The organism is Ruegeria sp. BH6, from assembly GCF_056538105.1.
Genome location: NZ_JBQFSR010000003.1, coordinates 361342 through 373518 on the forward strand (window position 1 = coordinate 361342; position 12177 = coordinate 373518).

The 12177-nt window shown below is 58.8% G+C and carries 12 protein-coding genes and 1 riboswitch; of the genes, 10 read left to right on the top strand and 2 right to left on the bottom strand.

Annotated features, from left to right (window positions below; genetic code table 11):
- Nucleotide 1 precedes the first annotated feature (1 nt).
- A complete protein-coding gene (locus tag ACR0B8_RS09880) occupies nt 2-865 on the bottom strand; it encodes a hypothetical protein (protein ID WP_226688938.1) in 864 nt (287 codons plus the stop codon).
- Nucleotides 866-985: 120 nt separating this feature from the next.
- Here ACR0B8_RS09880 and miaB point away from each other — a divergent pair, with 120 nt between their 5' ends.
- The 10 genes from miaB to ACR0B8_RS09930 all read left to right on the top strand — a co-directional run bounded on the left by miaB (nt 986) and on the right by ACR0B8_RS09930 (nt 11516).
- A complete protein-coding gene (miaB, locus tag ACR0B8_RS09885) occupies nt 986-2305 on the top strand; it encodes a tRNA (N6-isopentenyl adenosine(37)-C2)-methylthiotransferase MiaB (RefSeq protein WP_170362452.1) in 1320 nt (439 codons plus the stop codon).
- Between the two features lie 182 nt (nt 2306-2487).
- Nucleotides 2488-3252, top strand: a complete 765-nt coding sequence (locus tag ACR0B8_RS09890; RefSeq protein ID WP_226688939.1) for an outer membrane protein — start codon at nt 2488-2490, stop codon at nt 3250-3252.
- A gap of 144 nt (nt 3253-3396) precedes the next feature.
- Nucleotides 3397-4419, top strand: coding sequence for a PhoH family protein (locus ACR0B8_RS09895; protein ID WP_170362451.1), 1023 nt, complete (start codon nt 3397-3399; stop codon nt 4417-4419).
- Nucleotides 4420-4452: 33 nt separating this feature from the next.
- A complete protein-coding gene (ybeY, locus tag ACR0B8_RS09900) occupies nt 4453-4947 on the top strand; it encodes an rRNA maturation RNase YbeY (RefSeq protein ID WP_170351770.1) in 495 nt (164 codons plus the stop codon).
- Between the two features lie 35 nt (nt 4948-4982).
- Nucleotides 4983-5873 carry a hemolysin family protein gene (locus ACR0B8_RS09905; RefSeq protein WP_170362449.1) on the top strand — a complete coding sequence of 297 codons (891 nt, stop codon included), beginning with the start codon at nt 4983-4985 and terminating at the stop codon, nt 5871-5873.
- Nucleotides 5870-7366: an apolipoprotein N-acyltransferase gene (lnt, locus tag ACR0B8_RS09910; protein ID WP_226688940.1), complete on the top strand. Its 1497-nt coding sequence runs from the start codon at nt 5870-5872 to the stop codon at nt 7364-7366. The genes ACR0B8_RS09905 and lnt overlap by 4 nt, the downstream gene beginning before the upstream one ends.
- Nucleotides 7367-7408: 42 nt before the next feature.
- A riboswitch (SAM-SAH riboswitch) is annotated at nt 7409-7457 on the top strand.
- A 5-nt stretch (nt 7458-7462) separates the two neighbouring features.
- A complete protein-coding gene (gene metK / locus ACR0B8_RS09915; RefSeq protein WP_170362447.1) occupies nt 7463-8644 on the top strand; it encodes a methionine adenosyltransferase in 1182 nt (393 codons plus the stop codon).
- Nucleotides 8645-8776: 132 nt separating this feature from the next.
- On the top strand, nt 8777-9487 hold the full coding sequence (gene trmB / locus ACR0B8_RS09920) for a tRNA (guanine(46)-N(7))-methyltransferase TrmB (RefSeq protein WP_170362446.1): 711 nt from the start codon (nt 8777-8779) through the stop codon (nt 9485-9487).
- Between the two features lie 68 nt (nt 9488-9555).
- Nucleotides 9556-10902: a 3-phosphoshikimate 1-carboxyvinyltransferase gene (aroA, locus tag ACR0B8_RS09925; protein WP_170362445.1), complete on the top strand. Its 1347-nt coding sequence runs from the start codon at nt 9556-9558 to the stop codon at nt 10900-10902.
- On the top strand, nt 10899-11516 hold the full coding sequence (locus ACR0B8_RS09930; protein ID WP_226688943.1) for a (d)CMP kinase: 618 nt from the start codon (nt 10899-10901) through the stop codon (nt 11514-11516). The genes aroA and ACR0B8_RS09930 overlap by 4 nt, the downstream gene beginning before the upstream one ends.
- An 18-nt stretch (nt 11517-11534) precedes the next feature.
- Here the strand turns inward: ACR0B8_RS09930 and ACR0B8_RS09935 are convergent, their stop codons facing one another.
- Nucleotides 11535-12014: a YHS domain-containing (seleno)protein gene (locus ACR0B8_RS09935; protein ID WP_170351763.1), complete on the bottom strand. Its 480-nt coding sequence runs from the start codon at nt 12012-12014 to the stop codon at nt 11535-11537.
- Nucleotides 12015-12177 lie beyond the last annotated feature (163 nt).

Genomic DNA, 12177 nt, shown 5'->3' on the forward strand with positions numbered 1-12177 from the left:
CTCAAAACCACTGGCCCGGTTCGATCAGTCCGAGATCGAGCAATTGGCCGGATTTCCACTGAAATGGCACCGAGTTGTGCCAACAGAAACTTGGAATGTCGAAGGTGGACCCGGCGTTAGTCTTCAACGCTTTGGCCGCGCGGAACGAACACACGGCTGCCGTCATATTGTGATGCCAAGGGCAGGAATAGGTGTTGTATTCCGGCTCGTTAAAGGTGTGGTCGGGCCGCAATTCCAGCCCCTTGCGCGATTTGAACAGAGCAACCCGGTCGATGCGGCGGCGTTCATAAGGGATGTGATCTTCGAACCGCCAGCGCAGGCCGCCGGACATGTCGAGCTGCCTCTCGACCGGGTAGCCTTCGGCGTCGTGGCGGGCGTGGGCGTAGTATCCTGTGCTGTCCAGCATGGCGTGATCCGGGGCGACGCCGTTTGGAAAGGTGTTCAGGTCATCAGCATAAAGGTCGACGACATGGCTGAGCATCGCGTCGCGGCGTTCCTCGGCGTGGAAGGCCAGCAATTCGCCCACCGTGCGGGTCTCGCAAAACGGAAAGAACAGGTACTCGGCGTTATAGCAATAATACATCCAGATACCCGGCGCGGCCTGAATGATCCTGTTGATTGAGTCGAATGCAACTGTGCTGGGTACGCAGGTCAGGGTGACCCTGTGGATGCGGTCAGACAATTCAGAACCCAGTGCGAAATCCTGCGGCATGAAGGCAATCACGGACTTAAAGCCCAGATGCAGATGGTGCCGGAGCGTGCCGTCGACCTCGACATTGTCTTCAACAAAGATCAGCGCGACAGGGCCCTTGGCCAGAGCGGATTTGCCAGAGGTGAGGAAATCGTCGAGAGAGTCGTATTGCATTGCCTGTCCGGTTCCACTTTGCTGGAATCTGCTGTCAAAATCGGGTATCCGCCCCGGCATTGCAAGCGGCGTTCGTAGGGTATAGATGACGCCGACCCCGTCAGCGCAAAGGCCATACCCATGTCGGAACCCAAAAAGCTGTATATCAAAACCTACGGTTGCCAGATGAACGTCTACGACAGCGAACGCATGTCCGAGACGCTGGGTGGGCAGGGCTATGTGGAAACGCAAAGCCCCGATGATGCCGACATGATCTTGCTGAACACCTGCCATATCAGGGAAAAGGCCGCCGAAAAGGTCTATTCCGAACTTGGCAGGTTCAAGGGCCTAAAGGCGGAAAAGCCTGACCTCAAGATCGGCGTGGCGGGGTGTGTGGCACAGGCCGAGGGCGAAGAGATCATGCGCCGTCAGCCTCTGGTCGATCTGGTTGTGGGGCCGCAAAGCTATCACCGCCTGCCCGAGATGGAGGCGAAGACGCGCACCGGTGCCAAGGCGCTGGACACGGATTTCCCCGAAGAGGACAAGTTCGAAAAGCTCAAAAACCGTCCCAAGGCCAAGCGTGGCCCGACGGCGTTTCTGACCGTGCAGGAAGGCTGTGACAAGTTCTGTGCCTTCTGCGTGGTGCCATATACTCGCGGTGCCGAAGTCAGCCGACCCGCAGATCGTATTATCCGCGAGGCGCAAGACCTGGTTGAACGCGGCGTGCGTGAGATCACTCTGTTGGGTCAGAACGTCAACGCCTATCACGGGGCTGGTGCAAACGGAGACATGACACTGGCCGGGCTGATTTGGGAGTTGAACAATGTTGATGGGTTGGAGCGCATCCGCTTTACCACCTCGCACCCCAATGACATGGCAGACGACCTGATCGAGGCGCACGGAACCTGCGAGAAACTGATGCCGTATCTGCATCTGCCGGTGCAGTCAGGCTCGGACCGAATCCTCAAACGCATGAACCGCAGCCACACCGCCGAAAGCTATCTGCGCCTGATCGAACGTATCCGCGCTGCGCGGCCCGATATCGTGATGTCTGGGGACTTCATCGTTGGCTTCCCTGAAGAGACCGAAGAGGATTTCCAGGCCACCATGGATTTGGTGGAAGAGGTCAAATACGGCTATGCCTATTCCTTCAAATACTCGACACGTCCGGGAACGCCTGCAGCCGAGCGGCCTCAGGTTGATCCTGATGCGGCGGATGACCGTCTTCAGCGCCTGCAGGCCCTGATCACGCGGCATCAGCGGGAAATTCAGGACGCAATGGTAGGGCGCAAGGTCAAGGTTCTGTTTGAAAAATCTGGACGGCTGCCAGGCCAGATGGTCGGGAAATCCGAGTATTTACATTCGGTTCACGTGTCTGACGCCGATGTCGCGGTCGGAGAATTGCGAGGTGTTGAAATCACCGCCTCAGGGGCAAATTCGCTGGCCGGTGCGCTGATCTGATGCCCCCCCAAAGTGCTGTTTGAAAGCCATAGTGGGTAATTGTTCCAAAAATTAACCCTTGATTTATCGCCGGTAACTATGTTCGGACAAAAGCCGGACGTATTTGGGGAAAAGGGTTTCTGTTTCCTAAAATTCAGGTCGGTGCTGACCCTGTTTTCGGGCCAGGACGATGGAGGGTACGAGTGAAATTCCTAACACGTTTCTTGGGGCCAAACGGCCGGTTTGTTTTTCCGGCGGTGCTGGTGCTTTCACTTTTTTCCAGCGCAGCGGTGGCGGGTAACCTTGAACAGGGGGTGACGGATCCCCCGGTTGTCAGTCCCAAGCGTTTGGGCAGCGACGTTAGCGCGTTCTATCTGGGCCTGAGCGGGGCCTATGCATCGGGTGGCACGGACCGATTCGGACTGCGTACCCAGACGGATCTTTTCGAAATCGGAGAGCTGGACCTGAGTGGCGGCTACGGTGGTATCCGTGGCGGTTGGCGTGGTGTTCTGCCGGCAATCGGCGGCCGGGATTATGTTTATGGGTTCGAACTCGGCTATGACTTCGGAAAGATCGACGATGAGGTGTCGATGGATATTGGCACTGTAGATGTTACTGGCGGATCTGAGGTTTCGGACATTATTTCCCTACGTTTTCGCAACGGTTTGACCAACAAGAGCGGCACCGTTCTGTATTTTGTCTCGGTCGGGTACGTGCAGGGTGACATCACAACGTCAAGCAGCCTGTCCACGGGCGGCACGGTTCAATCCTTTGAAGACAGTGACTCTCGAAATGGGTTTTCAGCCAGTATCGGTGCAGAACACAGTCTGAACGACAACTGGTCGATCACGGGTGAGTTTGAATACGTGCAATTCGACTCGCGCGAGGTTGAATTCGACAACGGGTTCTCAACAAAATCCACCCCTCGCTACCGTGGTTTGCGTTTTGGATTGAATTACACCTTCTGAAGCTGTCCGCGATTGGGGTGGTGCTCGGCTGCGTCTGATTTCGGCGGTTTTACCATCTGTTTGGGAAAAATTGAAACTGTGGCTTGCGCCCACCGAGAAATGTTGTCTACGCTCAGGGTATAAACGCCAAGACAGGAGAACGGATTGGCCATCGGTGCCCTTACCCCACCGCAAGATGACATGCCCCAAAGTGAGGCGTTTGTTGAATTCCCTGACAATCGGTTGTTGATTGATTTGTGCGGCGAGTATGACCGCAACCTGACCGAAATCGAAACGAAGCTGTCTGTCCAGATCGTGCGCCGTGGCAATCAGTTGGTTGTCATGGGTGACGAAGACGCTCAGAAGCAGGCGATAGAGGTGCTGCAGGCCCTTTACACCCGTCTGGAAGGTGGGCGCGACGTCGAGGCCGCCGATGTGGATCGCGAATTGCGGATGGGCGGATCGGAACAAGAAACCGGCAGCCGCGACGGTGATCAGCTTGAGATGTTCAAGGGCGGCACGGTTGAGATCAAGACCCGCAAAAAGCTGGTCGAGCCGCGCACAGACGCGCAAAAGGCCTATGTTCAGTCGCTGTTCCAAAATGAACTTGCGTTTGGGATCGGTCCCGCAGGCACGGGTAAGACCTACCTCGCTGTTGCCGCTGGCGTGTCGATGTTTATCGGTGGGCATGTGGATCGGATTATCCTCAGCCGCCCCGCGGTCGAGGCCGGTGAAAAGTTGGGCTATCTGCCCGGTGACATGAAAGACAAGGTCGATCCGTACATGCAGCCGTTGTATGACGCGCTGAATGACTTTTTGCCCGGCAAACAACTGGCCAAGCTGATCGAGGAAAAACGAATCGAAATTGCTCCTCTGGCCTTCATGCGCGGGCGAACCCTGGCCAATGCGTTTGTGGTGTTGGATGAAGCGCAGAATGCTACGACCATGCAGATGAAAATGTTCCTGACCCGTCTGGGTGAGGGCAGTCGCATGGTGATCACAGGTGACCGCTCGCAAGTCGACCTGCCGCGCGGGGTTCAGTCGGGGCTGCAAGACGCGGAGCGATTGCTGAAAACGATCCCAAATATCAGCTTTAACTATTTCACCTCGAAGGATGTGGTCCGCCACCCGCTTGTCGCCGCCATTATCGAAGCGTATGAGGCCGACTCGGGCCGTGAGACGGGGTAATCGTCCGCAGCCGCAGGCTTTGGACGTGGTGAGATGAACCTTGAACTGACAATTGAAGACGCACGTTGGCAGGGGCTGGAACCCTTGGCCACGCGTGCCATTCAGGCGGTGTTGGACTATTGCGGTTTGGACTCTGACCTGTGTGAAGTCAGCCTTTTGGCCTGTGATGATGCGCGCATCGCCGAACTGAATGCGGAGTTTCGGGAAAAGCCCACACCGACCAATGTGCTCAGCTGGCCCGCCGAGGATTTGGCAGCCGAGGAACCGGGGCAGAGCCCGACGCCGCCTGAGCCGGACTTCACCGGTGAAATCCCGTTGGGGGACATTGCGATTGCCTACGACACCTGCGCGCGCGAGGCGGATGAGGCAGGGAAATCAATGAATGATCACGTCATGCACCTGATCATTCACGGGACTTTGCATCTGCTGGGCTACGATCACATTCGTGACACCGACGCCACTTTGATGGAAACGGTTGAGGTCGCTATACTTGGCAAAATGGGTATCGATGACCCATATAATATGTAGACGGGCCATCAAGGCCGATTATTTGGAATAGGATTATGGGCGAGACAGACGGCAGTTCTATGGCGGCGCAGGGCGCGCAAACCAGGAACAGCGGTGAAGATAGTAAAGAGAAAGCCGGTTTCTTTTCTCGAATAGTGGATGCGTTTTCGCCGCAGGGCGAGGATGAGGAAGGCCAGGTGACCAACGGTCACGAGGTCGACAAGGCACAGCCGCGCGGCATGATCAACCTGCGGCGGATGCGGGTTGAGGACGTGGCCATCCCAACGGCCGAGATCATCTCGGTCCCTTCAACAATCACCAAGGATGAGCTGGCGCAGGTGTTCCGCGAAAGCGGTCTGTCGCGGATTCCGGTGTATGAGGGCACGCTGGACACGCCTTTGGGGTTCGTCCACCTAAAGGACTTTGCCCTAACCCACGGATTTAACGGTGGGTCCAGTGAATTCGATCTGGTCAAGATGCTGCGGACGTTGCTGTTCGTTCCGCCTTCGATGCCGATTGGGGTTCTGCTGACCAAGATGCAGACGGAACGTCGCCATATGGCGTTGGTGATCGACGAATATGGTGGTGTCGACGGGCTGCTGACGATTGAGGATCTGATCGAACAGGTCGTGGGTGAAATCGCGGATGAACATGACGCGGATGAAGATCAGCTTTGGGTTCAGGACAAGCCGGGTTGTTACATCGTTCAGGCCCGCGTCCCGTTGGAAGAGTTCGAGGCCGAGATCGGGCGCTCGCTGACCAGTCACGAGGACGTGGATGAGGAAGAGATCGACACTCTGGGCGGTTTGGTCTTCATGCTGTCGGGCCGCGTACCCGCGCGGGGTGAGGTTGTCTTGCATCCCGAAGGCCCTGAATTCGAGGTGATCGACGCCGATCCACGCCGGATCAAGCGTCTGCGCGTCATGTTGCCGGATCTCGTTGTATGAACCCTGCACAGGGTTGGTCCATTTGGCTGAAATGTGCATTGGCGGCGCTGCTGGGTGCGCTGGCGGCGTTTGGCCTTGCCCCGTTTGGTGTGTGGGCGGCAACGCTGGTTGCTCTGGTGCTGTTGGCGCCGTTGTTTCTGTCAACCGAGACACGGGGCAGGGCCGCCTGGCTGGGCTGGGCTTTTGCCACCGGGTATTTCGCACATGGTCTCAGCTGGATTGTCGAGCCGTTCTTGGTGGACGCGGAACGTCATGCCTGGATGGCACCTTTCGCCCTCATCTTCATGGCCGGAGGGTTGGCGTTGTTCTGGGCGCTGGCCTTCTGGGTCGCGCGGCGGCCTGCGGGCGGCGCAATCACGCAAGCTGTTTTTCTGGTTGTGACCGTGTCGCTGGCGGAAATGGCCCGCGGCTATGTGCTGACAGGATTTCCATGGGCGGGGCTGGCGCAGGTTTGGGTCGGCTCTCCGGTGGCCCAGCTATTGTCATTGGTCGGACCCTATGGTTTGGGCGCGTTGACCCTGTTGGCGACGTTGCCCTTGGGGGCGGCACTGGCGCAACGCGGTGGATTTGCATTGCCGCTTGGACTGACAGTAGGCGCTGCCAATTTGGCGCTGGGCTATGCCTTCGCGCGCCCGGCGGTTACGGAAACCGATCATGTCGTGCGCCTGATCCAACCGAACGCGCCGCAACATCAAAAATGGGACCCCGAATACGCGCCTTTGTTCTTTGCACGCCAGATAGAGTTTACTGCGGCGCAGCCTCGGCCCGATCTGATTGTCTGGCCCGAAACCTCGGTACCTGCCTGGCTGAGCAGCGCGCAGCCCTATCTGGATGCCATTGCCGATGCGGCGCAGGGCACGCCGGTTTTTCTGGGCATTCAGCGTGGTGACGGACCGCGTATCTATAACTCGATGATCTATCTGGATGAGAAGGGCCAGCTGCAGGGTCTGTACGACAAGCACCACCTGGCCCCGTTTGGGGAATATGTACCGTTCGGCGAGGTGATGGCAAAATTTGGTATCTATGGCATGGCGGCGACCAACGGCAATGGGTTCACCGCTGGGCCCGGGGCAGCTTTGATGGATGCGGGCAAGCTGGGCAAGGCGCTGCCGTTGATCTGTTATGAGGCAGTGTTCACGCAGGATGTTTTGTCCGCGCCGGGGCGCGCGGATTTTCTGTTGCAGATCACCAACGATGCGTGGTTCGGCACACGATCTGGACCCTATCAGCATCTGGCCCAGGCTCAGATGCGCGCGATTGAGCAAGGCCTGCCGATGATGCGGTCAGCCAATACCGGCGTGTCGGCGATGATTGACCCTTTGGGGCGCATCACGCAGGCGCTTCCATTGGGTCAGGCTGGATATTTCGATGCAAAACTGCCTGCTCCGTTTGTCTCAACGGTGTATTCCAGGAATGGGGATGTTCCGGTCTTTGTCCTACTGGCGGCTCTCTTCGCGCTGTTTTGGCGCAACGCCCGGCGGGCGCATGCATAATTACCGATTGACCCTGTGTTTGTGTGGGCGTATCCCCTCGCATGCTCGTCACAACGGCTTCCTGGCGTGATGGGGAAATCTTAATGGAGCACTTTCATGTCCCGACAGAACTACACTTTTACTTCGGAATCCGTATCCGAAGGGCACCCGGATAAGGTTTGTGACCGAATCTCGGATGCTGTACTTGACGCATTTCTGAACGAAGAACCCGAAGCCCGCGTGGCGTGCGAAACCTTTGCGACCACGGACCGTGTCGTCATTGGCGGCGAAGTAGGTCTGTCTGATCAGGAAAAACTGCACGACTATATGGGCCGTATCGACGAGATAGCGCGCGCCTGCATCAAGGATATCGGTTACGAGCAGGATAAATTTCACCATGAAACCGTCGAGGTGACGAACCTGCTGCATGAACAATCCGCCCATATCGCACAGGGTGTGGATGCCTCGGACAACAAGGACGAGGGCGCCGGTGACCAGGGCATCATGTTCGGTTATGCCACCACCGAGACCCCCGCGCTGATGCCCGCGCCGATCCAGTATTCCCATGCGATCCTGCGGCGCTTGGCAGAGGTGCGCAAGAATGGGTCTGAGCCCGCGCTGGGCCCGGATGCGAAATCGCAGCTGTCCGTGATTTATCGGGATGGCAAGCCGGTCGGCGTCAGCTCGATCGTACTGTCGACCCAGCACTTGGATGAGTCGCTGAGCTCGGACGACATCCGCGCCATTGTCGAACCTTATATCACTGAAACCCTGCCCGACGGCTGGCTGAACGCTGATACCGAATGGCACGTGAATCCCACCGGCAAGTTCGTGATTGGCGGTCCTGATGGCGACGCCGGTCTGACTGGGCGTAAGATCATCGTGGACACTTATGGTGGTGCCGCACCGCATGGCGGCGGCGCGTTTTCGGGCAAAGACCCGACCAAGGTGGATCGCTCGGCGGCCTACGTTGCGCGCTATCTGGCCAAGAACGTGGTTGCTGCGGGCATGGCAGAGCGCTGCACCATTCAGCTGAGCTATGCGATTGGTGTGTCCAAGCCGCTGTCGATCTACGCGGATACGCATGGAACGGGTCAGGTGGAGAATGCGGATATCGAGAAAGCCGTTGATAAGGTGATGGATCTGACACCGCGCGGTATTCGTGAGCATCTGCAACTGAACAAGCCGATCTACCAGCGTACGGCGGCCTATGGCCACTTTGGTCGTCAGCCTGATGCGGATGGCGGTTTCAGCTGGGAGCGTACGGATCTGACCGACGCTCTGAAGTCGGCAGTCTGACCGTTCCACAATGAAACTGTGCGCCCTTGCGGGCGCGCTCTATTGTAGGAAATGCAATTTGGGGCGGCGTGTCAGCAGAACTGACGCGACCGCCCCTTGCTTTGACCCCGCCTGCGCAGTATGGGCACCGCCATGAGCACCCAGACACCCCACCGCCCCCGCAGAAACTTCTATGGCCGCTTTAAGGGCAAGGCCCTGAAGCAGAGTCAAAAGACGTATCTGAACGAAGATCTCGATGCTTTGTCGCCTGGTGCGGTGGACTGGGACGCAAATCCTGAACGTCATCCGCTGGACCTCAAGGCACTGTTCGGCGGTAAAGATGTCTGGCTTGAGGTCGGCTTTGGCGGTGGTGAGCACCTGGTCCATCAGGCCGCCAGCAACCCCGATATCGGTATCATTGGGGCCGAGCCGTATATCAACGGCGTCGCCATGTTGCTGGGCAAGATCCGCAAGGCCGGGGTCGAAAACCTGGCCGTTCATCCCGGCGATGCGCGGGATTTGTTCGATGTGCTGCCCGAGGCCAGCATTTCACGGGCGTTTCTTTTGTATCCTGACCCATGGCCCAAGACGCGTCATCACCGTCGGCGTTTTGTGACGCAGGAACATCTGGAGCCACTTGCCCGCACGCTAAAGCCCGGTTCGATTTTTCGCGTTGCCACCGACATTCCCGACTACGTCCGCCAGACGTTGGAGGAGGTTCCACGTGCCGGGTTTGAATGGCTGGCCGAACGCCCCGCTGATTGGCGCGAGCCCTGGGATGACTGGATTTCCACCCGCTATGAACAAAAGGCTTTGCGTGAAGGCCGGACGCCACATTACCTGACCTTCCGGCGCAAAGACTGATTGCCGCTGGACCAACCGGCCCCAATTCGCTAATCCGCCTTGAACTGATAGCGAAAACAGGAGCCCCCATGTCCGGACACGGCACGCCCATCCCGATGACCTCGCATCCCTGCGGCCCGTTGACCGGCACGGCAGAGGTGCCTGGCGACAAGTCGATCTCGCACCGGTCGCTGATCCTCGGCGCAATGGCAGTGGGTGAGACCAGAATCTCGGGCCTGCTGGAAGGTGAGGATGTTCTGAACACCGCAAAGGCCATGCGCGCCTTTGGGGCTGAGGTCACGGATCACGGCGACGGTGAATGGAGTGTGCATGGCGTGGGCGTTGGTGGATTTGCCGAGCCTGATCAGGTGATTGACTGCGGCAACTCGGGTACCGGTGTGCGGCTGATCATGGGCGCGATGGCGACCTGCCCGATTTCTGCGACCTTCACGGGTGATGCAAGCCTGAACAAGCGACCGATGGCCCGCGTCACCGATCCACTGGCACTGTTCGGAACGCAATCGGTTGGGCGCTCGGGCGGGCGGCTGCCGATGACCATCGTGGGTGCGGCAGAGCCTGTACCGGTGCGGTATGAGGTGCCGGTGCCGTCGGCGCAGGTGAAATCCGCGGTGCTGCTGGCCGGTCTGAACGCGCCGGGCAAGACCGTTGTGATTGAGAAAGAGGCCACCCGTGACCACTCGGAACGGATGCTGGCCGGTTTCGGGGCCGAAATCAACGTCGAGGATACGGATGAAGGCCGGGTGATCACGCTGACCGGCCGCCCTGAGTTGAAACCGCAGGTCATCGCTGTGCCGCGCGACCCGTCCAGCGCGGCCTTTCCGGTATGTGCGGCACTAATCACGCCGGGCTCTGACGTGTTGGTGCCGGGCATCGGCCTGAACCCGACCCGCGCGGGGCTGTTCACCACATTGCGCGAAATGGGCGCGGATCTGACGTACGAAAATGAGCGGGAAGAGGGCGGCGAACCCGTCGCTGATCTGCGCGCGAAATACTCTCCGAATATGAAGGGGATCAATGTGCCGCCCGAACGCGCGGCCTCGATGATCGACGAATATCCTGTGTTGTCTGTGGTTGCGGCCAATGCCAACGGCACCACGATGATGGGCGGCGTGAAAGAGCTGCGCGTCAAGGAAAGCGACCGGATTGACGCCATGGCGCGCGGGTTGCGGGCCAATGGTGTGACCGTGGACGAGGGCGAAGAATGGTGGTCGGTCGAAGGGTTGGGCATCGGTAACGTCCCCGGTGGTGGCACCTGCGAAAGCTATCTTGATCACCGCATTGCCATGTCGTTCATGGTCATGGGGATGGGTGCGAAGTCTCCGGTTTCCGTGGATGACGGCGGGCCAATCGCGACCTCGTTCCCGATTTTCGAGCCGCTGATGGCCGCTCTGGGTGCCAAGGTCGAACGCACATGAGTTTCACCGTCGCCATCGACGGCCCTGCGGCGGCGGGCAAGGGGACGATCTCGAAAGGGGTGGCGGCGCTGTTCGGTTTTGCGCATCTGGATACGGGGCTGCTGTATCGCGCGGTCGGGCGCCGAACGCTGGACGGGACTGACCCCATCGAGGCGGCGCAGGCTTTGACTGCGGAAGAACTGGAACAAGGCGATTTGCGTACGGCCGAGATTGCGCAGGCGGCCTCGAAAGCGGCAGTGATCCCCGAGGTGCGCGCGGCGTTGGTGGATTTCCAGCGCGCCTTTGCCCGTCGGGCAGGGGGGGCTGTGCTGGATGGGCGCGATATCGGAACGGTGATTTGCCCCGAGGCTGAAGTGAAACTGTTTGTTACCGCCAGTGCCGAAGTGCGGGCAGAGCGCCGCTTTTTGGAACTGCGCGCAAAGGGCGCTGATGTGACCCGAGAGTTTGTGCTTGCAGATGTGCGCGAACGCGACGTGCGGGATGCCGAACGCAGTGCTGCGCCGATGAAGCCTGCCGCAGATGCTGTGCTGTTGGATACGTCTGATCTGAGTATCGAAGCTGCTTTGGCCCAGGCCGTAGCTCTTGTCGAAAGCAAACGCCCCGCAACGTCCTAACGCCGCGGGGAGAGGTAATTACAGCTCGCCTACGGCGACGGATTTGATCTGCGCCCACTGATCATCAGCGGTTTTTGCTGTGGCTGGCACGTCTTTCAGAAACGCAGCCCGAGTTTCAGCGTTCAGGAACAGATACAGCTTGCCGTCTGTGACCAGATACTGGTCCGGGTCGCCATCAAATTTCTTGCCGACAGACACGCCGAAGGAACAGAACCCGCCGTGCTGTGGCAGATAGGCGGTGGGGTTGGCCTCGAACGCCTCGAGATTGGCGGCGCTGGTGAAGTAGTACGATGCCCCGTCGTAGGTCGAGGAATGGGTGGCAAACCCTTCGACCGGGTTACCTTCGTTGACCAAGGCCACCAGATCGACGCCATGTGCTGCCAAGGGCGCGCCAGCAGCCGAGATGCCGTTCGAGACATTGATCTCATCCGCTGCAAAGGCCGGTGCGGCGATCAGGGGCAAGGTGGCGATCAGGGTTGTCAGAACCAGAGATTTCATTGTGTTTTCCTTTCCTGTTCAGGTTCGGGTCGGCGGGGGAGCCAACCGCTGAAACAAAGTTAGGGGCAGTGTTTTGAACGGGCTATCGCAGTAAGATCGGCAAACCTTGCAGATCGTTCAAACTTGTGGCGGCGCACGACATACTCTTCACTAAGCTTTGTTT

Excerpts from the sequence above, each read along its gene's own strand:
- ACR0B8_RS09880 (WP_226688938.1), bottom strand. The coding sequence starts at position 865 with ATGCAATACGACTCTCTCGACGATTTCCTCACCTCTGGCAAATCCGCT.
- miaB (WP_170362452.1), top strand. The coding sequence starts at position 986 with ATGTCGGAACCCAAAAAGCTGTATATCAAAACCTACGGTTGCCAGATG.
- ybeY (WP_170351770.1), top strand. The coding sequence starts at position 4,453 with ATGAACCTTGAACTGACAATTGAAGACGCACGTTGGCAGGGGCTGGAA.
- ACR0B8_RS09905 (WP_170362449.1), top strand. The coding sequence starts at position 4,983 with ATGGGCGAGACAGACGGCAGTTCTATGGCGGCGCAGGGCGCGCAAACC.
- lnt (WP_226688940.1), top strand. The coding sequence starts at position 5,870 with ATGAACCCTGCACAGGGTTGGTCCATTTGGCTGAAATGTGCATTGGCG.
- metK (WP_170362447.1), top strand. The coding sequence starts at position 7,463 with ATGTCCCGACAGAACTACACTTTTACTTCGGAATCCGTATCCGAAGGG.
- trmB (WP_170362446.1), top strand. The coding sequence starts at position 8,777 with ATGAGCACCCAGACACCCCACCGCCCCCGCAGAAACTTCTATGGCCGC.
- aroA (WP_170362445.1), top strand. The coding sequence starts at position 9,556 with ATGTCCGGACACGGCACGCCCATCCCGATGACCTCGCATCCCTGCGGC.
- ACR0B8_RS09930 (WP_226688943.1), top strand. The coding sequence starts at position 10,899 with ATGAGTTTCACCGTCGCCATCGACGGCCCTGCGGCGGCGGGCAAGGGG.
- ACR0B8_RS09935 (WP_170351763.1), bottom strand. The coding sequence starts at position 12,014 with ATGAAATCTCTGGTTCTGACAACCCTGATCGCCACCTTGCCCCTGATC.